The organism is Okeania sp. SIO1H4 (genome assembly GCF_010672695.1).
Taxonomy (GTDB): domain Bacteria; phylum Cyanobacteriota; class Cyanobacteriia; order Cyanobacteriales; family Microcoleaceae; genus Okeania; species Okeania hirsuta.
In genome coordinates, this window is record NZ_JAAHGB010000005.1 from 353,150 (window position 1) to 378,780 (window position 25,631).

Annotated in this window: 28 protein-coding genes, 1 tRNA gene and 1 pseudogene; 12 read left to right on the forward strand and 18 right to left on the reverse strand. The window is 36.8% G+C overall.

Translation table 11 applies throughout. The annotated features are described in order from the left end of the window. Positions 1 to 47 precede the first annotated feature (47 nt). On the forward strand, positions 48 to 1,223 hold the full coding sequence (locus F6K06_RS04220; protein ID WP_287241475.1) for a U32 family peptidase: 1,176 nt from the start codon (positions 48 to 50) through the stop codon (positions 1,221 to 1,223). Between the two features lie 367 nt (positions 1,224 to 1,590). On the opposite strand, the gene F6K06_RS04225 is transcribed toward F6K06_RS04220, so the two are convergent. The 10 genes from F6K06_RS04225 to F6K06_RS04270 all read right to left on the reverse strand — a co-directional run bounded on the left by F6K06_RS04225 (position 1,591) and on the right by F6K06_RS04270 (position 8,725). Further along, entirely contained in the window at positions 1,591 to 1,734 is a 144-nt protein-coding gene (locus tag F6K06_RS04225; protein WP_205127853.1) for a hypothetical protein, read from the reverse strand. Beyond that, the gene (locus F6K06_RS04230) at positions 1,735 to 2,469 is read right to left on the reverse strand and encodes a 2-phosphosulfolactate phosphatase family protein (RefSeq protein ID WP_124143422.1); all 735 of its coding nucleotides are present in this window, start codon (positions 2,467 to 2,469) and stop codon (positions 1,735 to 1,737) included. 501 nt (positions 2,470 to 2,970) lie between these two features. Next, entirely contained in the window at positions 2,971 to 3,384 is a 414-nt protein-coding gene (locus F6K06_RS04235) for a hypothetical protein (RefSeq protein ID WP_124143423.1), read from the reverse strand. Next, positions 3,381 to 3,593, reverse strand: a complete 213-nt coding sequence (locus tag F6K06_RS04240; protein WP_287241478.1) for a hypothetical protein — start codon at positions 3,591 to 3,593, stop codon at positions 3,381 to 3,383. The genes F6K06_RS04235 and F6K06_RS04240 overlap by 4 nt, the downstream gene beginning before the upstream one ends. A gap of 495 nt (positions 3,594 to 4,088) precedes the next feature. Continuing rightward, entirely contained in the window at positions 4,089 to 5,309 is a 1,221-nt protein-coding gene (locus tag F6K06_RS04245) for an AAA family ATPase (RefSeq protein ID WP_287241479.1), read from the reverse strand. Then, on the reverse strand, positions 5,299 to 5,493 hold the full coding sequence (locus tag F6K06_RS04250) for a hypothetical protein (protein ID WP_287241481.1): 195 nt from the start codon (positions 5,491 to 5,493) through the stop codon (positions 5,299 to 5,301). The genes F6K06_RS04245 and F6K06_RS04250 overlap by 11 nt, the downstream gene beginning before the upstream one ends. A gap of 591 nt (positions 5,494 to 6,084) precedes the next feature. Further along, positions 6,085 to 6,201, reverse strand: coding sequence for a photosystem I reaction center subunit VIII (locus tag F6K06_RS04255; RefSeq protein WP_124143427.1), 117 nt, complete (start codon positions 6,199 to 6,201; stop codon positions 6,085 to 6,087). Between the two features lie 164 nt (positions 6,202 to 6,365). Then, the gene (locus F6K06_RS04260; protein WP_287241483.1) at positions 6,366 to 6,848 is read right to left on the reverse strand and encodes a photosystem I reaction center protein subunit XI; all 483 of its coding nucleotides are present in this window, start codon (positions 6,846 to 6,848) and stop codon (positions 6,366 to 6,368) included. Between the two features lie 219 nt (positions 6,849 to 7,067). Further along, positions 7,068 to 7,754: a TIGR04283 family arsenosugar biosynthesis glycosyltransferase gene (locus F6K06_RS04265; protein ID WP_287241484.1), complete on the reverse strand. Its 687-nt coding sequence runs from the start codon at positions 7,752 to 7,754 to the stop codon at positions 7,068 to 7,070. Between the two features lie 341 nt (positions 7,755 to 8,095). Next, a complete protein-coding gene (locus F6K06_RS04270; RefSeq protein WP_124143430.1) occupies positions 8,096 to 8,725 on the reverse strand; it encodes a TIGR04282 family arsenosugar biosynthesis glycosyltransferase in 630 nt (209 codons plus the stop codon). A 217-nt stretch (positions 8,726 to 8,942) separates the two neighbouring features. On the opposite strand from F6K06_RS04270, the gene F6K06_RS04275 reads away from it, so the two are divergent. Then, on the forward strand, positions 8,943 to 9,875 hold the full coding sequence (locus F6K06_RS04275) for a TIGR04168 family protein (RefSeq protein ID WP_124143431.1): 933 nt from the start codon (positions 8,943 to 8,945) through the stop codon (positions 9,873 to 9,875). A 184-nt stretch (positions 9,876 to 10,059) separates the two neighbouring features. Beyond that, positions 10,060 to 10,144, forward strand: a tRNA-Ser gene (locus F6K06_RS04280). An 8-nt stretch (positions 10,145 to 10,152) separates the two neighbouring features. On the opposite strand, the gene F6K06_RS04285 is transcribed toward F6K06_RS04280, so the two are convergent. Beyond that, a complete protein-coding gene (locus F6K06_RS04285; RefSeq protein ID WP_287308786.1) occupies positions 10,153 to 10,356 on the reverse strand; it encodes a hypothetical protein in 204 nt (67 codons plus the stop codon). A gap of 478 nt (positions 10,357 to 10,834) precedes the next feature. Continuing rightward, positions 10,835 to 11,551 (reverse strand): Uma2 family endonuclease, encoded by a 717-nt coding sequence (locus tag F6K06_RS04290; RefSeq protein ID WP_161564351.1) that lies wholly within the window; start codon positions 11,549 to 11,551, stop codon positions 10,835 to 10,837. 196 nt (positions 11,552 to 11,747) lie between these two features. Between F6K06_RS04290 and F6K06_RS04295 the strand changes: the two genes are divergently transcribed. Continuing rightward, a complete protein-coding gene (locus F6K06_RS04295; RefSeq protein WP_124143434.1) occupies positions 11,748 to 12,908 on the forward strand; it encodes a radical SAM protein in 1,161 nt (386 codons plus the stop codon). After that, on the forward strand, positions 12,890 to 13,126 hold the full coding sequence (locus tag F6K06_RS04300; protein WP_124143435.1) for a hypothetical protein: 237 nt from the start codon (positions 12,890 to 12,892) through the stop codon (positions 13,124 to 13,126). The genes F6K06_RS04295 and F6K06_RS04300 overlap by 19 nt, the downstream gene beginning before the upstream one ends. Before the next feature lie 354 nt (positions 13,127 to 13,480). Here the strand turns inward: F6K06_RS04300 and petC are convergent, their stop codons facing one another. Next, on the reverse strand, positions 13,481 to 14,014 hold the full coding sequence (gene petC / locus F6K06_RS04305) for a cytochrome b6-f complex iron-sulfur subunit (protein WP_287241486.1): 534 nt from the start codon (positions 14,012 to 14,014) through the stop codon (positions 13,481 to 13,483). Between the two features lie 32 nt (positions 14,015 to 14,046). Here petC and F6K06_RS04310 point away from each other — a divergent pair, with 32 nt between their 5' ends. Continuing rightward, a complete protein-coding gene (locus F6K06_RS04310; protein WP_287241488.1) occupies positions 14,047 to 14,178 on the forward strand; it encodes a hypothetical protein in 132 nt (43 codons plus the stop codon). Here F6K06_RS04310 and F6K06_RS04315 read toward each other — a convergent pair. From F6K06_RS04315 to F6K06_RS04325, 3 genes are all read right to left on the reverse strand, one after another. Then, positions 14,159 to 14,353 (reverse strand): hypothetical protein, encoded by a 195-nt coding sequence (locus tag F6K06_RS04315; RefSeq protein WP_287308787.1) that lies wholly within the window; start codon positions 14,351 to 14,353, stop codon positions 14,159 to 14,161. The genes F6K06_RS04310 and F6K06_RS04315 overlap by 20 nt on opposite strands. A 23-nt stretch (positions 14,354 to 14,376) precedes the next feature. Further along, positions 14,377 to 15,060, reverse strand: coding sequence for a Crp/Fnr family transcriptional regulator (locus F6K06_RS04320; protein WP_287241490.1), 684 nt, complete (start codon positions 15,058 to 15,060; stop codon positions 14,377 to 14,379). A gap of 539 nt (positions 15,061 to 15,599) precedes the next feature. Next, positions 15,600 to 16,403 carry an EamA family transporter gene (locus F6K06_RS04325; RefSeq protein ID WP_192901045.1) on the reverse strand — a complete coding sequence of 268 codons (804 nt, stop codon included), beginning with the start codon at positions 16,401 to 16,403 and terminating at the stop codon, positions 15,600 to 15,602. 111 nt (positions 16,404 to 16,514) lie between these two features. Here F6K06_RS04325 and F6K06_RS04330 point away from each other — a divergent pair, with 111 nt between their 5' ends. Continuing rightward, complete coding sequence (locus F6K06_RS04330) at positions 16,515 to 16,799, forward strand: hypothetical protein (RefSeq protein WP_205127241.1); 285 nt, start codon at positions 16,515 to 16,517, stop codon at positions 16,797 to 16,799. Positions 16,800 to 16,804: 5 nt separating this feature from the next. Continuing rightward, a complete protein-coding gene (locus F6K06_RS04335) occupies positions 16,805 to 16,963 on the forward strand; it encodes a hypothetical protein (RefSeq protein WP_205127242.1) in 159 nt (52 codons plus the stop codon). Positions 16,964 to 17,099: 136 nt separating this feature from the next. On the opposite strand, the gene F6K06_RS04340 is transcribed toward F6K06_RS04335, so the two are convergent. Together F6K06_RS04340 and F6K06_RS04345 are read right to left on the reverse strand one after the other, a co-directional pair. Then, positions 17,100 to 17,222, reverse strand: a complete 123-nt coding sequence (locus tag F6K06_RS04340) for a hypothetical protein (protein ID WP_275670435.1) — start codon at positions 17,220 to 17,222, stop codon at positions 17,100 to 17,102. 359 nt (positions 17,223 to 17,581) lie between these two features. Further along, entirely contained in the window at positions 17,582 to 19,105 is a 1,524-nt protein-coding gene (locus F6K06_RS04345; protein ID WP_124143438.1) for a glycosyltransferase family 39 protein, read from the reverse strand. Positions 19,106 to 19,378: 273 nt separating this feature from the next. On the opposite strand from F6K06_RS04345, the gene F6K06_RS04350 reads away from it, so the two are divergent. The 4 genes and pseudogenes from F6K06_RS04350 to F6K06_RS04365 all read left to right on the forward strand — a co-directional run. Continuing rightward, positions 19,379 to 19,546: a DUF2256 domain-containing protein gene (locus F6K06_RS04350; RefSeq protein WP_124143439.1), complete on the forward strand. Its 168-nt coding sequence runs from the start codon at positions 19,379 to 19,381 to the stop codon at positions 19,544 to 19,546. A 233-nt stretch (positions 19,547 to 19,779) separates the two neighbouring features. Beyond that, positions 19,780 to 20,703 (forward strand): isoaspartyl peptidase/L-asparaginase, encoded by a 924-nt coding sequence (locus F6K06_RS04355; protein ID WP_124143440.1) that lies wholly within the window; start codon positions 19,780 to 19,782, stop codon positions 20,701 to 20,703. A gap of 1,378 nt (positions 20,704 to 22,081) precedes the next feature. Next, positions 22,082 to 22,270, forward strand: a pseudogene (locus F6K06_RS04360) (helix-turn-helix domain-containing protein); the annotation flags it as partial. A gap of 862 nt (positions 22,271 to 23,132) precedes the next feature. Continuing rightward, on the forward strand, positions 23,133 to 25,631 hold a 2,499-nt coding region (locus tag F6K06_RS04365; protein WP_287308788.1), incomplete at its 3' end, for a DUF4347 domain-containing protein.

The window sequence follows — 25,631 nt, forward strand, 5'->3', positions numbered from 1 at the left end:
TAGGATATAGAAAACAACAACTAATCATTTCTATCTCCTAAAAAAAAATGCAATTTAACACTTTTGTCTCATCCATCAAAGATTTAAAAAGGTGCGTCAACGCCCCTAACTTGCAAGAAATTTTACTACAACCTACCCTACTTGCCAGACAGGGGCAACTCTCACAACAACAGGTACAGTCTTTAGCATCAACAGCAGTAGAATTTGGTTTGCGCCCGGTTTTGGTCTGGGATATTCTGATGCCAGAAAAGGTGATGAATAGAATTTGCGAACAACTGACTCAGTGGGACTTGAGCAAGTTTGAAGCAGTTCGGGTTTGCGATCCAGGTGCTGCCTGGTGGTTGAAAACTCATTATCCAACTATAGCGCTACAATTTGTTGTGGAAACAGGTAATCACAACTTGGAAGCGTTACGGGGTTGGTGCGAGATTTTTTCTGATTCCTTGGAACGTTTAATACTATCCATTGAACTGCCAGAACAAAAGCTAATTGAATATTGCCAAACTCTTCCTATCGGTTGCGAAGTTTTGGGAGTGGGGCAAATTTTGTTGTTTTATTCGCCACGTTCCCTACTATCTCAACATTTATTAGACTCTGAGTCTCAGCAAAAAGTACCTCTGCAAACTACAGTGTCATCGGAAGATAGCAATAACCGAGCTTTCCCTACTTTGGAAACGGTACATGGTACGTTTATGTTTTTGGATAAAGACCAGTTTATTCTGGATAAACTCGATCGCTTACAGGAAGCTGGTTTACATACTGTCTGTTTAGACTTGCGACATTTGGGGAAAGATGCTGATGTGGCAGTAGATATTGAGCAAATTTGTAGTCAGATTTTAACTGACCCCATTTCTTTGCGAAAAAATTGGCCAAGACCGACGCGGTCGCCTTTTTTTAATGTCAACCGCACTACTTCTATATTTTCTCGGATGAAGTCTAAGCATAAGTTAATTCAGTATCGACAAGAAGTTGGTTTAGCAGAGGTTTTAGCTGGAGAGAGTGGAAATTATGTGGTGTTTCACTCTTTGCGACCTTTTGCCGTTTCTCAACTTGAGAAAATAATTGTACCTACTGGGGAAGAAATAGAGATTCCAGAAGAAATAGTATTTCGTAACTTAAATGGTCAGGTAATTGAATCATGCGATCGGGAACAAATTCTAATTACAGACTGGATCAAAAAAGCGATGCCAGGTTCATTATTGCTGGGAAAAAATGGGGAGTAGGGGAGTAGCGGAGTGGGGGAGAGTGGAGCATTTTTTTACCTTTTTCCCCTATCCTATTTCTGAATTTCTTGAGGACTGAGGACTGAGGACTGACTGCTGATGCCAAAAGCACATACCGCCTACAAAGATACTATAGCAGTCGCCAATATAGTTAGGACATCGAGTAATTATGATGATTTACAGCGCTTTTCAAATTGATGAACCACATCTTCACACATCAAACCTTGTAGGGACGTTCCATGGAACGTCCCTACTGTGGTCTACCTAAATGAAAACCGCTGTATGACCCGAGCAAGATGCTCGCACTAATTGTCAAACACCAACCTGGAAGTTGCTATAAATGGGTTCTATAGAACCCATTTGAGACCTATATAATTATGGTAGTCAAGTCTTTTCGCGCATCAATTTTGACCGAAAATCTGAAGTAAGGAGTGTTTTTTGTATCATTTCTCCGCACATCTACCCTCTTACCTCCTGTCTCTTGACTCCTGACTCCTGACTCCTTCTTCAATTATGCTCTAATTAAAACTCCTGGTTCTTTCTGCATAGGCAAAATATCTAAGGTGTCAGTTTGAGAGCAATATTTGAGGTCTTCATAACATTCTAAGCGTTGGAGACGTTTGCCGTGACTGGCATAATTTAATAGTTCATATAATTTTTGCTCCCACTGAAGATAGAGGGATACTGCGCCAAATACTTCATCATTTCCTACAGTTTCATCTGGGAGAGAATTAGTTTCTGTAATTAGGGTGTGAGCGATCGCTCCTGCACAGACTGTATCTTCCAATGAATAACTACCTTCCCACCCAGAACCCAAGATCCAAATAGTTTCTGGTTTGTTGGTTTTGAGATATTCAACTACAGAGCGACGATTGACAAGTGCTGCTGCTAGGACAACTTTAGCATTTTGAATCCGCTGAAGACAACGAGTGCCATTAGTAGTAGTCATAAATAAACGTTTATCTTTGACAACTTCTGAAGTAAAGTTGAGGGGTGAGTTGCCTTCATCACAACCTTCTACTTTTTTGCCTCCTCTTTCTCCTACACGAATGCGTTTGTCAGCAGGCCATTGCTCGCTGACTGCCATTAATTCTTGAACATCGCTAAATACTTGTACTGCTTCTGCACCTGCATTTAATGCTGTGGCCATTGTTGTTGTTGCTCTGAGGACATCAACCGCGATCGCGCAGTCTGGCATATTTTCGGTGGGGGTTTCTTCGGGAGTGTGGTAGATGAATATTTTCACGGTTTACATTCTGAGTAATATTATTGATTAATTATTGTATTGCTTTATAGCGCTGTGCACAGGTAACAGCTCATCTGGCAATAGGCAACCCACCCCTCGCCCCTCCCCCTCCCAGGAGGGGAATAAATTGCTGATCATATAAGACTTTTAGCTATTGGACACCTCCTGAATTTTGTAAATATACCAGCGCACATTGCTTTATCAACAGGACTTACGCAAAGACACTGTGTATAGAGTACAGTAACTATTGGACAATAGTTATGAGTACTATATATAGGGTATCTGCGTAAGTCCTAATCAAAATAATATGGGTCTAAAACCCCGCTTTTTAAGGCGATCGGGTTTTTGGAGAGTTGCTCAAATCCCCTACTTCCCCTCCACGGTCGGGGTTAGGGGTGGGTTAACTTCTGACTGAAATGAAGTGTGTCTTACATTCTGAGGGGACCTCAGAATTACACACTCGCTTCTGACTTCTGACTTCTGACTTCGTCAAGTGGACATTTATTCTGTTTTGCCAGTAATAATTCTGCGAATGTCGTCTTGAATTTGAGTACCAGTCTTTCTTTCCCATCGTACTTTTAACAAATTCAGTCCCACTTCTGCATATTTTGTGATAATTTCCAGAACTTCCCGACTTTCACTAGGTTGGGGTTGACCGTTGCGTTTAGTTATGGCATAAACTCCTGCTTCTAGTGCCAGACGTACCTCATCATCAACAATTTTCATAATTGCCATATCCTGGCGACCTGTGAGAGTAACTTGGGAGATATCAGCATTTTGTTTGATGGCGTAAGCTGCTGCAAAGACATAAGCATCTATCATGCGTCCGAAAACGGCCTGACTTTTGAGGGCGTCCAAATAACCTCTCGCTTCTGGTGTGGGGCGAATAGTTGCGTTGGGGTCGATACGTTTCATTTTTCTTCCTCTACTACGGAAGCATCCTTTGTTGCCCCAAGACGGCGAATATTGAGAGTACCTGCAATGTGAGGTTCCACAATATTTAAAAGATGCGAGGGAAAATCTCGGTCTGTTGCTAAAACTATTACCTGGGATGGAATTTCTGGTAATGATTTAATTAAGTTTTTCTGATGTTTGGTGTCTAGATGACCAAAAGGAGTATCCATAATTAAAGGTGCTGCTGTACCAGATGCTAAATTTAATCCTGTGATAAAAGTGAAGGCTAAAGCTTCTTTTTCTCCTGCACTTAAGGTTTCTGGGTCGATAATTTGACCTACTGCATTTTTGACTCCTAAAGTATAGTCTGGCTGAATTTTTATACCTTGATATTCTTCTGGTTTATTAGTGACTTGGCGATGAATTTTAGAGGTTTTATCTTCGATGGTTTGTTTTCTTTCTTCTGTGCGCCATTGTATTAGTTCATCTGTGGCTTCATAAAGACTTCTTGCTAGTTTTAGTTGCTTTGCTAAAGTTTCTGTTTGTTTATTTTGAGTGGCTAATTTTTCTATTTCTCGGCGCTGTTTTTCTTCGTCTTTTTTTTAATCTTCTATTTCCTTATTTAATCTCTCAATTTGTTCTTTTTTCTGTCTGGCAGTTTGCTCTGCTGTTCCTACCAATTGCCAAGTTACTTGAGCGTCTTCTTGATTAATTCCTTTAGTTTCTCATTTCAGACGATATGCGTCTAGTTTGATTGTTTCTAGTTCATCTTGTAGACAATCACGCTCCAACAAAAGGTCTTCAAAATTAGGTATTTTATAGTCGGAAATTGTTTCTAAACGGTTGCGTATTTCATCCTGACGGATTACTTCTTGGGTACTACTAACACAAGATTCTAAGCTTTCAATTTCTTTGATAATAAATTGACGAGAATCTTCATCTATACAACGACCACAAACACAAGTTTTATCTTCTAATAATTCTCGTAAAAGCTTAACTGAACCAGAACGTCGAGCAGTGGTAATAGCTGTACTTTGCATATCATCTGCAACTTCTCTCACAAATTCTATCAATAGCGGAATAGGTGCTTGTCTCAACCCACTTTCTAATTTTTCTGTGGCTTTTTTGAGGTTTTCTTTACAGCGTTCTTGCTCTCTTTCTAAATCCTTTAATTGTTCTAATTTCTGTTGTAGTGCTTCAATTTTATTTGCTTCTTCTCTTGTTTCTTTCAGGTCAATCATAGCTTCCTCATAAGCTGATTCTGCTCCCTCAAGTTGTGCTGTTTTTACATCTATATTTTCTTGAATTTCTCGAAGTTTTTGTTTTACTTGTCTAAGACTTTCATTAGCCGAATCTGCATCATTCAATTTTTGATCTAATTTTTTTCTAGTAATTTTTACATCGTGCCGGAGATTTAGTAATTCAGTAATTCCGAGTATTCGTTCTATGGCTTTGTGGGTTTCTTTAGTGTGAATTCTTTGAGCATAACGTTTAATTTCTACACCATCAAAGAAGAAAAATTCTTTACAGGAATTTGGCAATAGTTCCTCAATTTTTTCTGGCACATCTCTAATATTTTTACCATTTTTATTGATTACTGGTAATTCTACTTTTGCTCTAACTGTTTTGCCTTGTTTTTCTCTTTTTGCAACTCTGCTAATATTGTAAATATCTCCATTACGCTCAAAAACAAGTTCTACTGACATTTCTAAGTTAGGATTCTGTTTAACTATTACCCGATTAAAATGGTCTAATAATTTAGAATCAGAAACAGCTTTTGCACCGTAAAGACACCATTGAATTGCCTCTAGTAGAGATGTTTTGCCAAATCCATTTTGACCAAAAACAATCCAGATTTGTTTATCAGTATTTAGGTTAAATTTTATTTCTTCATTTTGATAACATTTCCAGTTTTTTAGACGAATACTTCTGAGTTTAAGTGCCATAATTAGTATCCTCCATAAATGATTGTGATGAGTCTGTATAACGTTCAATCATTTCGAGTAATTTTGTCGGAGCAGTCTTACGTTTTTGCTTGAAAATTTCTTGTTTTTCAAGTTCAATTGCTGCTGTAATTAGTCCCAGAGGAATTTCATATTTTTCTGCTAATTCTTGTAGTTTTTCTTCCACTTCTTAACTCGATATTCTTCAGTAAATTTCAATAGTATTAGTTATTTTCTACAGGTCACCACAGATATTCTGTAGTTATTAATTTATTAATTATGACTATAGTGATTCTCATATTAATGGAATACAGTCTTTTTTCTATATTAAGGTGTTCCCTAAAATCCAAAAATTTTTTACCTCATGTAGTAGCTCGCCTAGCTTAAAAATGTGGGTAAATTTTAGAAAATATAGACCTCTCCCTCCTTTCCAAGGGGGGTTGGAGGGGATTTTAGCGTTGGGTTTTACTCACAATTTTAGTTTAGACGAGCTAGTAGAAGCAGAAATTCTATATACTTTGATCGAAACACTTTATCGGAAGAAAAGCATTGATATTTATACGGAAAAATCTATATATAAGATATTATAAATTTATTTTATCTCCGTAATTATACGATAACTTTAATATTCCTAATGCTGACAATTAATAATGGAAAATATTACCAAAATCCACCCCAAAAAACATAAAAAAAGTGGCGTTTTTACCCCCTGCATTATCAGATAGATATTCATACGCCACTTTATTCAATTAATTTATTGACCTAGAACGATAAAAAACTAGGCTTCGCTCTCAATGTAAATGAACAATAAACCCATAACTACAATTGGCATTAACCAAGTAACTACAGGAATTAAAATCCAAGGTAAGTAAGCTGCTGCATAAGAACCAGTCATTTCAAATTCTCCTTAAATTGCACTATTTCAAAGTAGGTGGTTATCTAGTCTAACAAAAAAAATTTGACTTGTTTTTTGTGCAAACTTTAATTGTAATTATTCCAGCATTTGAAGCAGGATGTAAGTGTAAAAATCAGATTTACATCCTAATTATTAAGAGGTATTTAATTAAATACACCTCGGAAAATAGAGTCTACAATTTCAAAGTTTTCTATTAGGAAGAAAGCCACAACGGCACCACCCATACCACCAATGAAGAAACCACCAGTAAACTGACTCCAACCTTCAGAAGTTTTTAGTGGGTCTGCATCTTCAGCGCTCTCTCCTTGGAAGGAAACTATGCCATAAGCAGATAGGCAAATAGTGGCAATTAGAATTAGGGCGATCGCAGAAATTAATCCCCCAATGTTAGCAACTGCAGAATCTCGTAATGGACCAAGCTTTGCCCAAGGGCCAACGATAAAATAACCATGGGCCATACCTACTTCTAGACCCCGTAAAATTGGGGATAGACCTTTGCGGTAAGCAGGTAGATTACCGATAAATGCTCTGGTAAAGTCAGAATCACTGATTGGAGTAGATAAATGACCAACGAAAGGGTCTCCATTATAGGGTTGAACAAATCCTGTATCTGTAGCTTCTGGCATACTTAGCTTTCCTCTGAATTGAAGTTCAAAAATCTTTAGAAGATATTAAGCTCATATTTTACGAGGTAGGTGCATTCTATTCTCAAAATTGGTTTTCAACTTTAAAAAAATTAATCTAATCTGGTCTTTATTAATAAATTTTTAATTTTTGTTTATTGAATATTTTGTGATTCTCCTTTGGTAGTAGTTCTGAAAGTCCAAAACCTTCTGATTGATTCCTTAAATATGGCTACGGTAAAATCGCGCTAGTCTTTTTGGAGATACCCCAAGTAGATAAGCAATGATAACTATTTGATTAATAAAAGTAGTTTTGAGTATTCCTAATTTTTGCCACCGACGACCAGAGGTGAATACTGGAGCTGGTACAATGGCTATTTGTCCTCTTTTTTTTAACTGTCGTATCAATTCAAAATCTTCCATAATTGGTATTTCTGGGAAACCACCAATTTCTTGAAAAATTTTGGCTGGGAGAAAAATTCCTTGGTCTCCATAAGGCATTTGCAAATAACGCGACCGCCAATTTACCATTCTTTCAACTATTCGTAAACTTTTTGTTGTTCCTCTAATACTTAGTTCAAAAGCACCTGCAATAATTTTTGGTTTGACCAATATCTCTTCCAACATTCGGTCAAAGTTTGAAGGTAAAAGGGTATCTCCATGTAGAAATAAAAGAATTTTTCCCCTTGCTATTTTTGCTCCACAATTCATCTGAGTGGCACGACCAGGAAGAGAAGAAATAACTTGGATATTTAAACATTTAATCAGCTCAATTGTTCCATCATTACTGCCACCATCAACAACTATTATTTCTATATCTTTATCTTTTGCCGTTTGAGCTGTTGAAATTGTTTGGGTAATCGTACTAACTTCATTTAAAACAGGAATAATAATCGAAATACTGGTCATTTCAGTTATCAGTTATCAGTTAAAGAAAGGCAGAAGGTAGAAGGCAGAAGGCAGAAGGTAAAGAAAGGTTCCAGGACAGAAGTTTTTTTTATAACTGATTATCCGAATATGATACAGCGGATTCCACCTTGGTGAAGTACATCCCTCGCGGACAAGATGCCCGCACTTGCATTCATTTAATTATTAATATTTGTACTTCATATACTTGGAATATGCTGTATAAACTCAGACTATAGAGCATCCTAATTTTTGGGGTGCATCTCATATTTACAAAAATACTTTTCTCCTATTCTCTATTCCCTATTCTCTGTTCCCTAAAAGCTATAAGTTTTTGGCTTTCTTCAAAACTGAGATGTACCCTTAATTTTAAACTGTGATTTTTCTAAATCTTCTGGACGGTCAATATCAGAAAGCTTAGGTAAATAATCAATAACTAACTTCAAACTTTGAGCGATCGCTACAGTTTTTGACAATACTTCGGACGTTCCCCAATTAATTCCTTGAAATAATTCTGGAGTAATTTTTCTCAGACCAATTAAATAATAACCCCCATCTGTTGCAGGACCAATTATCACATCAGATTCAGTCAGTTTAGCAAAAGCTTGTAAAATAATTTCAGAAGTTAAACTAGGGCAATCTATACCAATAATTACCACAGATTTCATCCCCCGATTAAAAGCAGATTGAAACCCTCTTGCCATACGTTCCCCTAAATCCCCCATACCTTGTTCTTGATATTTTAAATCTGAACCTAACCAATTTTTCATTAATTGTAAATCGCCACCGACAAATCTAACTTCAACAGATAATGAAATAAAATCAAATAACTTATTAGCTTTTTTTACAGTTGTTTCAGTCATCTGACGTTGCAAATTTGCTGCACCTTCAGCCCCCAAAGCAGGTATTAATCGTGTTTTAGTTTTTCCTGGTTCTGGATAGCGAGTAAAAATAATTAGTTGTTGATGTTCCATTGTGATACAATATAAACTAGATTTAAGTCTATTTTTGAGAATAAATTTGATTTCAATTCTACAACAAATAAGTAAATAAAACTTCAATAGAGTTATTCACTATCTCAAAAAAAATATGATTAGATAGATTGGATTTAGCAAATAGCAGCTAATCTTTAAAGTATTCCAAATATTTCTAGTAATTCACAGAAAATAATATTGGCAAAAAAAAGCAAAAATGACAGATAATCTAGAAAAGTTGAGTAAAATTGCCATTGTTGGAGATGTTCACGATCAATGGGAACCAGAAGATGAAATAGCCCTCAAATATCTAGGAGTTGACTTAGTACTATTTGTGGGAGATTTTGGTAATGAAGCAGTAGAAGTGGTACAAGCGATCGCTGCTATTGATATCCCTAAAGCAGTAGTTTTTGGTAATCACGATGCTTGGTATACCGCAACAGAATGGGGCAGAAAAAAATGCCCTTATGACCAAACTCAAGAAGACAGAGTACAACAACAAATAGACTTATTTGGAGAAGCTCATGTAGGTTATGGAAAGCGAGATTTTCCAGAGTTAGACTTGACAGTTATTGGGACTCGTCCTTTTAGTTGGGGAGGTCCAGAATGGAAATATCAAGATTTTTATCAGCAAAGGTTTGGAGTTAATAGTTTTGAGGAATCTACTAATTTAATAGTCAAGGCAGTAGAGAATGCAGTATGTCAAAATATAATTTTTCTTGGCCATAATGGGCCTGTTGGTTTAGGAGATGCCCCCGAAGATCCAGTGGGACGTGACTGGCAACCCAGAGGTGGAGATTTCGGCGACCCTGATTTTAGGGATGCCATTGTAAAATCTCGGCAATTGGGCAAGAATATTTCCTTAGTGACTTTTGGTCACATGCACCATAGATTGAGACATATTCAGGAAAAGTTGCGTAAGCGTGTTGATGTAGATACCGAAGGGACATTATATTTGAATGCAGCAAGTGTGCCACGCATCATAGAAAATGAGGGCCAGAAAGAACGGAATTTCTCAATTGTATCTATGAAGGCAGGTATTGTATCTCAAGCTGCTTTGGTTTGGGTTGGCCATGATTTGAAAGTAGTTTCTGAAGAAATTTTATATTCCCAATTCAAATCTGTTGTTGAGCCTGCACAAGTGCTATAATATATAAATGTCAAAACAGTTATAGCAGTCGAATCAAAGCTTAGGACATTCCTAAATGCTCAAACTCAGTCAGAGATTACTTCTGACTTGCGGGTAGCGCTATAGAGTATTTCTAACTCCTGAACAAAAATTAAAAATGACTTTTAACTTTTAACTTTTGACTTTTGACTTTTGACTTATTAATGGAGAGGTGGCAGAGTGGTCGAATGCGCTCGACTTGAAATCGAGTGAGGGTCAAACCTCCGTGGGTTCGAATCCCACCCTCTCCGTTTTTTTTCTAACTTAGGCGTTGGTTATTTGAGGTATGAATCATGCCTGGATAATTAGTGAACAAAAAAGTTTCTCTTCTACTACTCTTACTACTCTTTCTTCTTATTTCTTCCCTCCTGACTCGGTCCTCCTGACTCCCCCTCTTGGGAGGGGTTAGGGGTGGGTTGACTCCTAAATAATTAAGATCGATATCATACAAGTGCTTCAGCAACGCCCTAACTTATAGCGCTTTTTCCAATCTCTGAACCACATTGTCACAACCAAAACTTTGTAGTGGAGAATGGCCATTCGCCCCTACCGGGTGTGTATTTGCAGCAAACATTTATCGGGTCTGGTATGAGAGTGTGTGTTTCGCACCAGATTTTTGAGCTATTCAGTATATATAGCAATGTGGGCTGGCATATTTACAAATTGCAGGAGGTGTCCAATAGCTAAAAGTCTGGCATTGGTGAATGCGTAATGCTTTTGTCTCAAATATCTATGAAAAAAACTATAATTGTACCGTTCATAAATATTTAATGGCATTACCTAATCACCAACCCCAAATTGTACCGTTCATAAATATTTAATGGCATTACCTAATCACCAACCCCAAAAGTCTTATATTATCGGTAATTTATTCCCCCTATTGCCTGTTGCCTGTTGCCAGATGAGCTGTTGCCTGCGCGCAGCGCTATAGTTTGCGCAATTCATCCGTTGAGGACATCTGAGGAATTTGAGAAGCGATTGTTGACGCAAAGCTCCGCTAACGCCTCCAACAATTTCAGATCGTCTATTTTGGAAATCTCAGATAATATCTCCACATATTCATCACCAAACTTGAGTTTTAATCCCATTTCAATTGCCAATAATAACGCCTGTTTGATTTGAATGTCTTTTTGGGATATTTCAGTATCCTTTTGGGATATTTCAGCATTCTTTTGGGATATTTCAGTATCCTTTTGAGAGATTTCAGCATTTTTTTCTGCTGCTATTTCATCTCCTGTTTTAATCACATTTCTATCGGCATCGCACCAACGCAACCAAGTACCATTCAGATTTTCAAATACACCATTCCAAAGAGTTAATCCCAAATTAACATCTGCAAACCAAGCATCATTTTTAGGAATATAAGAACTACCATAAAGTTGAAATACTTGCAGTACAGTTTGGCTGAGTTTTTGCAATGGATCGTAGACAACATAATAAGGAATTCGTAACTCTGCATAGTCTGTTAATTTACTTCCTAATTCATTGCCGGGAGCGGGAGAAACAATTTCAATTACTACATCTGGTGGTTTACCAAATTCCCAGAATAAATAAGAACGAACATTACGTTCCCACCATTCTTCACTGCCAATAATATTTAAGCTTAAAAACACATCTGGTACAATTCCTGAATCTCGGAGATGAGAAAATAAACCCACATTAGCAGCAACGATAAAAGGAACATTTATAGGTATTTCAGCACCACTATTTCAATTTGAAAACAATAACAAGTTTCTAGTTTAGTTTACAGGATGATCGCTCATGGTTTAAGTTAGTATGACTCCTGTAGGATCTTGGTTACCAAACCTCTACCCATTTTCCCACCCCTAGAAAGTAAAGTAACTACCAATAACTATGAAAACAAACATCCACAACACACCTGAGAACAGCAGTACAAAACTCACCGCCAACCAAAAACATCGTGGTATGTCAACTACAACTAGCATTATAGATACCTTACAGCTAGTTTTTCAGGCAGGAGGACCAGGATTTTGTCAATTTGCCATTAACAATGTTTGTAACGCTAATTGTGGTTTCTGCAACTTTGCACGGGATACTTTTCCTAAAGAACAAACACAGTTTGTCGGCCTCGATGAGGGATTAGACTCAATTAATATCCTGTTTCGAGAAGGTATTAGATATCTAGTTTTTACAGGTGGGGAACCTACTCTTAATCCCAATCTTATAAAATTCGTTGACCATGCAGCAGAATTGGGTATCAAGTGCATGGTGGTGACAAACGGTGGGTTGTTAACGCCGAGCAAAATTCACGAATTAGCTGATGCAGGTTTGTCTAGTTTAATCATATCAGTTGATGCCGCAACTGAAGAAATTCACGAGAAAAATCGTGGGTTGCCTGGTGTATGCAATAAAATCAAAGAAGCTAACCAAGTGCTGAAAGATATTGGTATGTATTCGACTGCTTCTGTAACCATGAGTCATTTGGTTGATTATGATGCACTGCCTGATTTTCTGACATCACTTGGTTTTGAGTCAGTGGTTTTTTCTTATCCATTAACTAAACTTGATTCTAATTTTTTGGGATTTTCTGATGCTGGTCTGGTCACTCACACAAATGAAAGTCTCTGGCAAGCTTATGAAAAGGTGAAGCAACTGAAAAAGAAATTTCGTGTAGTTAATCCGACCCTTTCTCTGGAAGAAATGCAGAGGTTTGTCCAGGATGAGGAACAGCGTTATCCTTGTTTGGCGGGTTATCGCTTCTTTTTTCTGGACTGGGATTTAAACTTATGGCGTTGTCATTTTTGGCATGAACCGATGTGTTCTATTTATGAGTTTGATAGTTCAAAGTTGGTAAGGGATGGTTGTACAAAATGTATGATTAATTGTTATCGAGATTCGAGTCTAATGCAAAATATTGCAGTGTCGATGCAGGATGCTTATCAGTCAATCAAAAAAGGTAAGTTGTTAGATACGGCAAAAGCTTTAATAAGAAAAGGTAATGTAGATTCTCTGCGGGCAGTGATGGAAGAGTTGCCTTGGATTATGCGGTTTTAATTATTCAGAACTTACACAGGAATTATACCTGTAGGGTGCGTTGCAACGCACCTTCAACCAAAGTTAGTCTATCGCCCACATTTCATATCAAATCCGGTGAAACAGTTATAGATTGGTTAAGTCAAGAGGAGTCAGGAGTCAGGAGGAGAGAGAATCACTTTGATGAGCGTAGTTATGACGATTTAAGAATTTTTTTATGTCCAATTAAACGGATTTGATATCACACTTCAAAATATAGCCTAAAAAAATACAAAAAACTAATCTATTTAAAGTTTATAGAAGAGTTTTTGATCTACTACAGCGCTTTTGCTGATTGATGAACCACATCAAAACCCTGTAGAGGCGATAGCGGAGCTTTGAGTTAGCAAATGGCCATTCGCCCTGTAGTCTACCGAAATGAAAACCGCTGTAAATGTAAATTAGACATCTCCTATAATAAAAAATCAAATCAATTCTCACACTAGATATATCAATTCTTTCCCCTCGTGGGAGGGGGAGGGGCGAGGGGTGGGTTCCCTACTGCCTACAGCAAAGCTGCCTACTGCCTCTTTTCTGGAGATGTCTATTGATGCTTAAATCCACCAAGGTTTTTCTCCTGTTCGGGGATCATTTTTTGTCCAAGGAAAAATCCAGATGACATCTTCTTGTACTTTGACCTGTACTAGCTTCAGAGGAAGAGGAGCAGGACCTCTTACAACAGAACCATCAGCAGCATAACGAGACCCATGACAGGGACATTGAAATTGATTGTCATTGGGATTCCAGGGAAAAGTACAACCGAGATGGGTACAATTATCGACAATTCCCATGGTGTCTAACTTACCATCTTCTGCGATCGCCAGATATGTTGGTTCTCCAGCTATTCCTGCGACTAAAGCACGAGTTCCTTTTGGTTGTGCTAAAATCTGACTGGCAGGAATGGGATATCCCAAGCGGTCTCTGGCAATAATTGAACCATCCTCGTTACTTTCTCCTGGGGTGACAAAAAATTTTGCTGCAGGATAGAGTGCGACACTAGCGGTAGTTGCGACAACTGCACCAGTTAGAAAGTTAAGTAATTGTCGGCGAGAAATTGAAGGGTATTCTAGAGGGAGACTTTCTTCCATAGTGATTTTGACCTCCTAATAATTAGTCATCTATGAAAAACAATAGCCAATTTATCTCTATTTGTTCTGTGATAAAGTCACATATTGAAGAAGGAGTCAGGAGTCAACCCACCCCTAACCCCTCCCAGGAGGGGAAGTCAGGAGTCAGGAGAAAGGAAGAATGAGAGTGAGAATTATCTGGGGATATTCCGGCATTTTCTGTCTGCATTGAATGGAAGTAGAAAGTGCGATCGCTGTATAACCGGATTTAGTATCAGGAGTCAGAAGATTTGGGTTGATGAGGATTCTCAATTCACCTACCAAATTTGCACCGTGTAGACGGTGGGGTATTAAACCCATAAGGAAAAAGATAAATTTTCTAATTAATATTTTCCTAACTGGGCAATCTTCTCAAGTTTTTCCCAGTTATATAGTTCAATCTTTCCTCTTGAAAGAGATAATAATTCTTGTTTTTCAAAAGTTTTGAGAATTCGACTAACTACCTCTCTAGAACTGCCTAATTCTTGAGCGATCGCTTCATGGGTTATCTGTAAAGTTTGTATCTTACTATTGACATTATGTAAAAGATATGATGCAATTCGAGAATCCATGCGACGAAAAGCAACCTCTTCAATTATTTCAATTACATTAGCTAATCGTTGGGAAAGTATTCCGAAGATATATTCTTGCCAAATGGTGTTGTGCCTTACCCATTTTTTGAGGCTATTTGCAGGAATAATCAAAGCTTCAATTTCCGTCTCGGCAATGGCAAATGCTGGAAATACTTTTTGACTGATGATACAAGAAGCTGTCATAATACAACTATCACCTTTTTCTAAATGATAAAGAGTAATTTCTCTACCACTTTCTCCTATTTTGTAAACACGAACATTTCCAGAAATTATGAGTGGTAAATGATGACAAATATCTCCCTCTAAACAGACAAATTGACTGGGCGACAAACTGATTTGTTGACATTTGTTAAGAAAGTTTGTTTTGGCTTCAGAATCTAGGTTTTCCCAAAAATGAAATGTAGAAGCAATGGTTTGAGCTATTGCTTTATTCATCAGTATTAAATCTCCGCTATTTATCTAATTTAACCCAAAATATAGTCCAAATTATCCCCTCATTCTCAATCACCTTTTTCTTGTAGTTGAATAATATTCCGGCAATTCATTAAATCTCTTTCTCTATCTATACTTTCAGTTTGCTCACAGGGTGAGCTGGATTTACAGCGGATTCTACCTTGGTGAAGTACACCCCGAAGCGGGCAAGATGCACGCACTTGCATTCATTTAATTGTTAATATTTGTACTTTATATACTTGGAATCTACTTTCATTGACTGATAATTGATAATTACCTCTGGTTAAAACCGTTACGGAATTGAATATAAGGAAATATTATTTCTTCTCTTGGTCGATTGGATATGGTTAGGAAACCCATCCATCCCACCCTACGGGAATCTCCGCTAACGACGGCTTTTTTTCCCCTTAAAAGGGTCGGCTTTAAACCAGAATTATTTAATTATTAATTATTAATTATTCGGTAATATAATTTCAATATTTATCCTTCTTCTTTCTTCCTTCTTCCTCCTTCCTTCTTCCTTATCGATTAACTATCAGACCAATTACAATAAAAATAATTCCGATCAACCTCCCTTGAGAAACCTTTTCTTTTAACCAAATTTTCGCTCCTAAAATACTACAAACATAAGTCAAAGCTGTGGCAGGTCGCACAAAACTAACATCTGCCCAACTTAAGACCGAAATCAATGATAAAAAAGCAATTGTTTGACAAAAAACTCCACTAATAATTAAAGGATTTATGAGGATTATACCTACTTGTTTAATGAGATTTTTCATTGATTGTAAATTTACTTCTTCGATTTCTTTCATTCCTCTGGCAAGATACAAATCTCCTGTTGAATCAGCCAAGGCAATAATCGCGATCGCCAACCAAGTTTTAGACCGATAAAAACTCAAAGATAATGCCATTAAGAGGAGATAAAAATTATGGTTTCGTCGGTCTTCATAAAGAGTTTTACTTAAACCCACAATCAATACACCAATAGTTATAATTAAAGTTCCTATCCACCGCATATTTGAAATTGTTTCGCCTAAAATCAACCAAGCAAATAAAGCATTTAATAAATAAGTTGAAGAGTGTATTGATAGTACATAACTCAGGTCAAGTTTAGAAATAACAGTGAGGTATAACCCCAGAGAAAGCATGAGAAAAATTACTCCTAACCAAATCCAAAAATTTGTCAGTAAATAAGATATTAATGGTATCCAATTTTCAGAATTAACTAGATTTACTACCCCAAATTGTTTCATGGCTTTACTTAACCAAATATCTCCTAAAACCTGAGTAATACTTAACAGAAATAGTAAGATTAAATTTGCCATTATTAAATCAAAAAAAATAGTAATATTATATGGGCTTAATTATATCAATTATCGGTGAATTTAGGAATTTTTTGCATCTAGATATTGAGTAGTTTCTGCTTTACCCATAAATTGATATTAAATCTGGTTTGCTTCAGTTATCATGGATGGCAATACGATAACACAGGAAAAATAACAAAAGTTTCTTATTTACCAACAGGTTGCCCTTTACCAAAAGGAGTAAAAAGTTATCCTTGTCAGGAAGCTTATGGTCATATTTTTGTCTTTTCTAGAAAAACAGAATTAGCTAAAACCGTGCCCTTTCCAGACATTAAAAATTGGTCTAATAATGAATATAAAACCATGTATTTTTCCCGTCGGGTAATTTTCATTATTCATTTATTAAAGAAAATTTAATTGATATGAATCATCAATTTTTACAGCGAAGATTTATGGGAAAAGTCAAACCAACTCTTCTGGAAACTTCTAAAGGAGAAAATTGGGTAGAAGCTAAATATAAATTCAGCGAAGAACCCCATGCAATTGTTAATACCAATTTGATCAACGTTTGTTACAAATAGTAGAAGTAAGAAGGAAGGAAGAAGCAAGAAGGAAGAAGGATAAATATTGAAAAAAAAGGGAAAACGATAGATATAACTATCTAAAATGAACTGGATAAGCTATTTTTAAGCATATCCGATCAAGATGCACTTTTTATCATTTTCTTTGTGGGTTTAATACCCCACCGTCAACTGGAGTGTTCAAAATTACTTGGGGGAGCGAATCCCCATGTAATTTTCCTCCTGTCTCCTGTCTCCTGTCTCCTGTCTCCTTCTTCAAAGCATTATTTTTTCAAACTGGTATAACTTAGTATTAGCAACAGTCTGATACTAGTTATCTTAAGTCTAGTTCCGCATTTGTCAAATGACTAAACCTTAGTTTCCCAGGTTTTAATGGTTGTAAATTTCCATCTGTTTTTTGTTGAAGATATTAGTGACCAATATAAATTTACCTGTTTGAATTTTTTGAGATTAAATTACTTCTGGTATCGTTTATATTAGGATGCTATAAGTCAGAATTTAAAAGAGATAAATTGATAGATTCTTTTTATACATAAGCATTTTTTTTATCTAAAAAAAACGGCGAATATTTCATAAAATATACTTCCATATTTAGAAAATTATTTTATCTGATGTATATTATTTATCCAATCTTAAATAGTAATAAAAATTTTGGTCTTGGTATTGTAAGATGTAACGGTTATTTAATAGGTTTAAATTCTGATAAACTTGTAAATTTTCTTGAAAAATTGGGTCAGAATCTTTTAATTCTATCAATTCTACTCTCACTTTTTTTTCTACTTCTCGTAATTCATGTAATGTTTGGGGTAATTGCCAAATTACTTGAGTTGGATAATTAGCGATCGCTAAATAAAGATTTTTTTCAGACATAACTACCTGTGGTTGAATTGGCAATTTTGAGATGACTTTTTCTAATCGGGAACTATTAGTAGATAAACGTTGATACTGTCTTTGTTGGGTTTTTCTGAGTAGGTGAAAAGTGACAAAGTTTGAGTAACTTAAATACAGACAAATTCCTAATCCAATAGCTACTACTTTTTTGATTTTTAATTGTGGTGTTAATAGCCACAAACCAGTCACAGATAAGATTGCCATTAATGGAGAAAAAACTGCTAATCCTCTAGTTGCATTAATATATTGATAAAGTAATAAAAATGCCAGTAAAGCTGAGAGAAAATTAATTAAGCTAAAAATAGATAAATTTGTATATTTTTGCCATCGTTGTAACTTTTTTTGATAACTTGCTGTTGCAAGTACAGCTAAATTAATACTCCATAACACTAGCATTGAAATAGTAATTGTTCCATAGACTGAAAATTTTTTAAAATTAATTATGAGAGTGCAATTAAATAGAAAATTTTCCCAGATCATTCTCAGCATATCAGTCAAATTAGATTGGGATAAAATTATTGTTGCTGCATAGGGATAAATTTCTTGATTTTGAGAAAGGGGAATTAAAACAGTGACAAACAGTAATCCAAAAGAAAATAGTAAGCTCAATAAAGTTTTTTTGTAATGTTGATTTTTCTCAATCCACAAAACAGCTATACTTGCAGGAAACAAGGTTAATAAGAATGGTTTGATTAAATATGCTAAAGCTATTACTAAACCTAAAAATATCCCTTTTAAAAAGCTTTCTTTTTGTACAAACAAAAGAGCAACAACTACCATGATTACAGCAGCAGCCGATATTTCTGTCATTACTGAATGAGTCAAAATTAAAGTGTAAGGATAAATCAAATAAATCAAACTAGCCCCAAAACCAACCCATTGATTAGCAATGAATCTGCCAACTGTAAAAATTAAAAATATCGTCAAAATCAGCAGAAAATAATTAACAAAAAACGGTGTTCTTTCATTAATGCCACCAATCAAAAAACCAACAGCCAAAATCAAAGGATAACCAGGGAGATGAGTATCCTTAGTCGGATAACCCTTTTGAATAATACTACTAGCTAAATAATGATTACTATTAAAGTCAAAATGACGCACAATATTTTGAGCTACAGTGTAGTAAAGTGTTTCATCATTCCAACGAATTTGTAAAGAAACTGGCCTCGTAAAATAAAGAGCTATCGCCGTCATCATCAAAAGCAATACATAAGGAAAAATATTCGTCAATAAGTTTTTACAAGTCTTCATTTTTGCATAAATTAATCAAGAAGAAAAAAATTATCTAAAATTCCCAACTTTTGGCTGTATATTCCTCTTGGTAGAAGGAAAAATTGTTTATAGTTAGAAGCCTAGATTTGATATTTTAAAAGTAGATAAATTTTAAATTCTCAAAATCATCTTTTTTCGGTAAAATAATTAATAGGTATAGTAAAATAAGCAAAAATCAGAACAGCAAAAAACTAGCAAAGGTAATATAAACAATGCTTTTTTCACACACTGAGACTAAATATCATATCATGTATGGGAAAGACTAAATCTAAATCTGACTTACCAACCAAAATATGCCCTGTATGTAATCGCCCTTTTAGCTGGCGGAAAAAATGGGCTGAGTGTTGGGATCAAGTCAAATATTGTTCTGAAAGATGTCGGCGACGCAAGTCAAATATTGACAAACAAACAGACATATAGCCTCATAAGCTAAGAATAATTTAGATTTTACAGCACTTTGCGACTCTATGAGGTACACCCATCGCAGGCAAGATGACCGCACTACAATGTTTTCACCATTTACCCTGTACATCATTTGCCCGAAATATGCTGTATATTCCCTATTCCCTTTGACAAAAATTGGATATATGGTTTAAATGCAAAACAGCTTACCTAAAGTATGTCAATTATTCTGTAGTTAATCACAACAAAAAATGCAACCAAAACTAATTATTCACGGCGGTGCAGGTAGTTCCCTTGAGGAAAAAGGAGGATTAGAAACTGTTCGTAAATCTCTCCATAGAATAGTAGATGAATTACATAACTTGCTTCTGGGCGACACAAAGGCCATTGATGTAGTTGTCCGTGGTTGTCAACTATTAGAAGATGACCCCATATTTAATGCTGGGACCGGTTCAGTCCTACAATCTGATGGCCAAATTCGGATGAGTGCTTCCTTGATGGATGGTTTGAATCATCGGTTTAGTGGGGCGATCAATGTCTCCCGGATTAAAAACCCCATTGAGTTGGCCAAAGCACTGCAAACATCGCCCGATCGCGTATTATCAGATAATGGAGCTGCTGAATTTGTGCGGGAACTACAAATGCCCGTTTACAACCCCCTCACAGATAAACGATTAAACGAATGGCTAGAAGACCGCAAACAAGACTTTAGTAGAAAGATGGCAAATGTCGTGGCAGAATCTCCAGGCACTGGCACCATAGGAGTTGTAGTCTTAGATAAAGAAGGGAGATTAGCAGCAGGTACTTCTACTGGTGGAAAAGGTTTTGAAAAGATTGGTCGTGTAAGTGATTCGGCCATGCCCGCCGGAAATTATGCCACTGGTAGTGCTGGAGTTAGCTGTACAGGCATTGGAGAAGATATTATTGATGAATGTTTGGCCGCCAAAATTGTGATTCGGGTAACAGATGGTTTTTCACTCAAAGCAGCTTTTGAACGTTCATTTGCTGAAGCTCACGAACATCAGAGGGAATTAGGAGCGATCGCTATTGATGCCAACGGTATAATTGCTTGGGGAAAAACTTGTGATGTAATTTTGGCTGCTTTTCACGATGGGCAAAAAATTAGTGATAGTTTAGAAGCAGCAAAAGGAACATTAATTTTTACTGCTGAATAATTCACAATAGGGGCTAATGGCCCCCGATGTAAGCTCAGGAATGGAATTTCTCTACAATTAACACTCTCACCGTCAAATCAAAGATGATAACGGGAGATTCTTGTTTTGATGGCGCAACGCTACGCTAACACGGATTCTTGACTAGGCAACAAATCAAATAAACTGAGTTGTACTTCCGCAATTACCATCTCCACAAGCTTTCTGGCTCCGTCTTTACCTTGAGGGAACCTCAGCACAGGCGGTGCGCTTTTATTTAACGGTGTGTCCCACTGCTATTGATAGGATTATAAAACCAAAAATGTTTCGCCTGTTGCTCAATTATTTTTCTGGTTGAAATTTATGAGAGGCTGTCTGGGTGGGTTTCCCGCGCAGTTTATACGCCCCGTCTTACCGTTAAATCTCGCGATTATAATGGGAGTCCTCTTTCAAGATTTGTGATAGAGATAATATTGACATCTCCAGGGGTTGAAACACCCTGGATTCTGTGGCAAATCCACCGCAAATATAAATCCACATTTGCTTCAAGACTGAAGGGCAGACTTCTATACTCCTCGGCATAGATCGAAATCTAGCTGTGAGCTTACCTTTTTTTTTGTAGCTTTCACGAGTGGTTTTACTCAAGATATTGGAGCTATAAATCACTGCTCTAGCTGCGTTGCTTGCTTTTCCTGCGGAATGCTGCGCAAACAGCCCTCGTAGGAAGCATCGTCCCCATCTCCTGTTCGCCGGAATTTCACCGCACTAGCGGTCTTGTCATGGCGGCAAACCTTGTTTTTACTTGCTATTTCTAGTATAACATACTTTTCTCCGGGTTAAAACCCGCGTGTCGTTATTCAACCAGGGGATAAATCTTCCGGGAACTTTTCTCCCGTTAGTTTTTATGTTTGACATCCTCCCGACGTTGCGCTTGATCAATAATGCGGAATTCTTCAACTTGCACAAGGATAGTAGATGACTCAACTCACGACAAATTGGAGACACTCAAAAAACAGATAGATATTGATTGAGGTATTAGCAGTCTCTTTAGCACTAGCAACGGTCAAAAATTGTGGTTTCAAACGTGCTATAGAGAAAATTTAAGGATATATTATATATAATATATAAAGTAAACTTAAGGTAATTTTATTTTGCTGTAAGATGGGCGAAGATCAAGTCTCTTAAATTAGTGATAAAAACTCTCCTCCTCTCTATATTTGCTCAAGTATCCCCTCTGTTGAACTGTTTGTCAATGTTATCCCTGTTCTTTATTGTTTATCTCAACGTTGGCAGAAGACCGGGACTCTCTGGTCACGGGAGGATCGGGATGAATGCCAATTAATATTATTGCGGTTTCACAGATAAGATGTTAAAATTTATTTGTTCAATAACTAAACAGTAGATGGTTGAAAAAGTGTACAAATTCAGGTTTTACCTTACTCAGTCGCAGGAAAATTTCCTACTAAGGACGTTGGGTTGTGTACGCTTGGTCTACAACAAAGCTTTAGCAGCTAGAACTAAAGCCTGGTATGAACACAAGCAACGAGTAGGCTACAAAGAAACTTCAGCTATGCTTACATCTTGGAAAAAATAATAAGATTTAGATTTTCTGAGTAGTGTAAGAGAGTGGGATTGCCCATAATGTGGTATTCACCATGACAAGGATATTAATGTGGCAATAAATATTTTGGCTGCAGGACTCGCAGTGTCTAGGGGAGCCGTCGGATTGGCGACGTACTGTGGAACGCACCTTTAGACCTGAAAGGAGTAAATCCCAGAGGATAGCTGAATTGTTAGCACAGCTCTTCTGTCAAGAGGCAACAGAAGGCCCCTAGTATTGATACTAGGGAATCCCATACTGTCTCGTGAGAGCAGCGTTGGGAGGATGTCAATAACTATTCAATCAAATATAATCTAAATTCATAACTCCTTTGGTGGCCTAAGCTAATGTTCCCTAGTCTGACTCTGAAGCAATTATTGATTCAGTATTTAACCAGACATGATATGACGGTTAGCCAAACTTGATATAACAAAACAAATAAGTATATTTGCCTTGTTTAAACTTATTGAGTAACTTGATATAAATTAGTATTTAGTTATCAGCTTTGTTTGTTTCTCTTTAAGAAGAAGTAAAGTATAAATTCTCCATTCTATTTTTGCTGGAGAAAAATTTATGGTGTATATTATGAATTTCTATATAGGAACACAATAAACTTTTAATATCTGTAAATAATCAAATGGTGTGAATATGATCATCACCCACTTGTAGGAAGCGTTTGAGTTGCTGTCTGTCTTAAAATTCAAACTATAGATATAAATAATTAACAAGAGGCTAGTACTCTTATATTTTGCTTAGTATCTAATTTAGAGAAACACCAAGTTAATAAAATCGTCTATATATAAGGTTAACAAATAAACTCTATCTACCATCAATTTTTAAGGAAAAAATTCTAATGTCTACAATCAACATCTACCAATCCTTATCTACCAAAAAGTCGATCGAATTATTTGATTTTTCGACAGAAGCAAAAACAGAACAACAAATAGTCTTTATAGACTCTCATGTGGAGGATTATCAGAGTTTAGCTACAGAAGTTTTGTCAGGGACAAAAGTAGTTATTCTTGATCCAAATGACGATGGTATTCAGCAAATTACCAAAATTATCAAAAAATATCCTCACATATCATCCATACATATAGTTTCTCACGGTGTACCGGGATGTTTATCTTTGGGTAATAGCCAATTAAATATTAATAATATCAACAATGATTATGCTGAAGAATTAGAAACTTGGTCGGTTACTAATATATTGCTCTATGGTTGTAATATAGCTTCCGGAAATGCAGGTACAGAATTTTTGGAAAAGCTACATCAGTTAACAGGGGCAAATATTGCTGCTTCTGCTAGACCAACAGGTAGTGCTGCTTTGGGTGGTGACTGGGAGTTAGAGGTTACTAAAGGTGAGATTGAGGTTGGCCTGGCATTCAGCGATCGGGTTGAACATCAGTGGGAGCATATTCTAGAGCCTTTTGATCAACAGCCCTATTTTTATCAGGTTATTGCTGGTGAGCTAAGAATATATAATCCTCTCACAGGTGACTATGAACAGCGAGGAGTCCCTGTAGTTCCTGTATATAATGCCACTGGGTATAATATACAAGATAACTTTCTTTATGGAATTCAAATTACAGATAATGATGAGGGGGACGGGGAGACAGCAGGAAATGTTATTAGGATTAATTCTGATGGCACAATTGAAGATTTAGGTTTTCTACCAGTAACTGGAACTCGAAAATTAAATTCAGGGGATGTAGACGATCAAGGTAATCTGTGGGTACGGACAGGTGATACACAACTTACAAAAATTAATCTGACTACTGGCGTTCAAGAACAGATTAATCTTACTGGAGATAGCTTACAGAGAGTTGTAGATCTAGTATACAGAAGAGATGATGTTACTGGCAACGAATTCTTCTACGGAGTAGGTAACAATGGTCAGCTATATACAATCAATTTACAAGATAATAGTATTACTACAACAATAGTACCTGGTTTACCTGCTGGAGAGGAGTTTGGTGCTGCATGGATAGATCGTGAAGATAATTTATATGTTAGTCGTAACAATGTAGGAGAATTTTATCGTGTTGATGATTATCTGATAGGTTCTCCCACAGCGACTTTCGTTGCTAATGCTGCACCTACAAATAGTAACGATGGAATGTCCGACCCAAGGCAACCATCGCCGTTTGATGTTCCGTTTATTGATCCTGATGAGGATCCTGAGACTCCCGCTTTCACTTATGAAGAAACCTTTACTGAGAATGATACTGGTGTTGATATAGTTGATGATAATGTAAGAATTCAAGATTTTGATGGATCTACAGTAGATGCTGATGGAATTCCAGTGGATGGTGGAAATATTCGTAGCGCAACTATTACGCTGACTAATCCTCAAACCGATGATGAGTTATTCTTGGCTTCAGCTTTACCTGTTAGCATAACTCCTGATGTCAGTGGTAATCTTATTACCTTGACAGCAGTAGATAATATAAATGGAGCCACCCCAGAAGATTTTGAAGCAGCTCTCAAAGCAATTCAATTTAGGAATCCCAGTGATACTCCTGACAGAACTCCAAGGGAAGTAAATATTCAGTTAACTGATACAGAAGGGAATCTGGGTAATACTGCGATCACTACGATTAATGTTATTCCAGTTAACGATCCTCCTTCTTTTCAAAATCTGGATAATACTATCACTGTCACCCCAGATGGCGTTCCAGTTATTCTAGACAGTGATGCCACAATTACAGATATAGAACTAGATGAAAGAAACAACTACGGTGGTGCTACCCTTACCTTGTCAAGAGATGGAGGGGCAAATAATGACGATAAATTTAGTAGTGGTAATACTGGAGTATTAGGAGAATTAACAGAGAATGACCCTCTGACACCTCTCATAGTTAACGGTATTACTATTGGTACAGTTACTAATGCTAATGGCACACTGCTACTAACATTCAATGATAATGCTACTGGCGACTTAGTTGACCTGGCATTGCAAAATATTGCCTATAGTAAAGCCGCTGCTTTGAGAGATGAACCAGATTCAGTAACTATTAAATACACTATTGATGATGGTAACACAGAAGATAGCGATCCAGCCACGGATGATCCGGATCAAGGTAGTGGCGGTCCGCTAATGGGTATGGGTACGATCATTGTTAATATTAGTGATAACCAACCCCCAGTAGCCAACAACAGTACCATCACAGTAGACGAAGGCAGCACAGACACAGGCTTAGGTCTAGCAGCCCCCACAGACCCAGACGGAGACCCCCTCACCATCACAGTCACAGGACTACCCACACTAGGCACAGTCACCCTAGCAGACGGCACAGCAGTCACCAACAACCAGGTATTAACACCAGCCCAACTCACAACATTACAATAC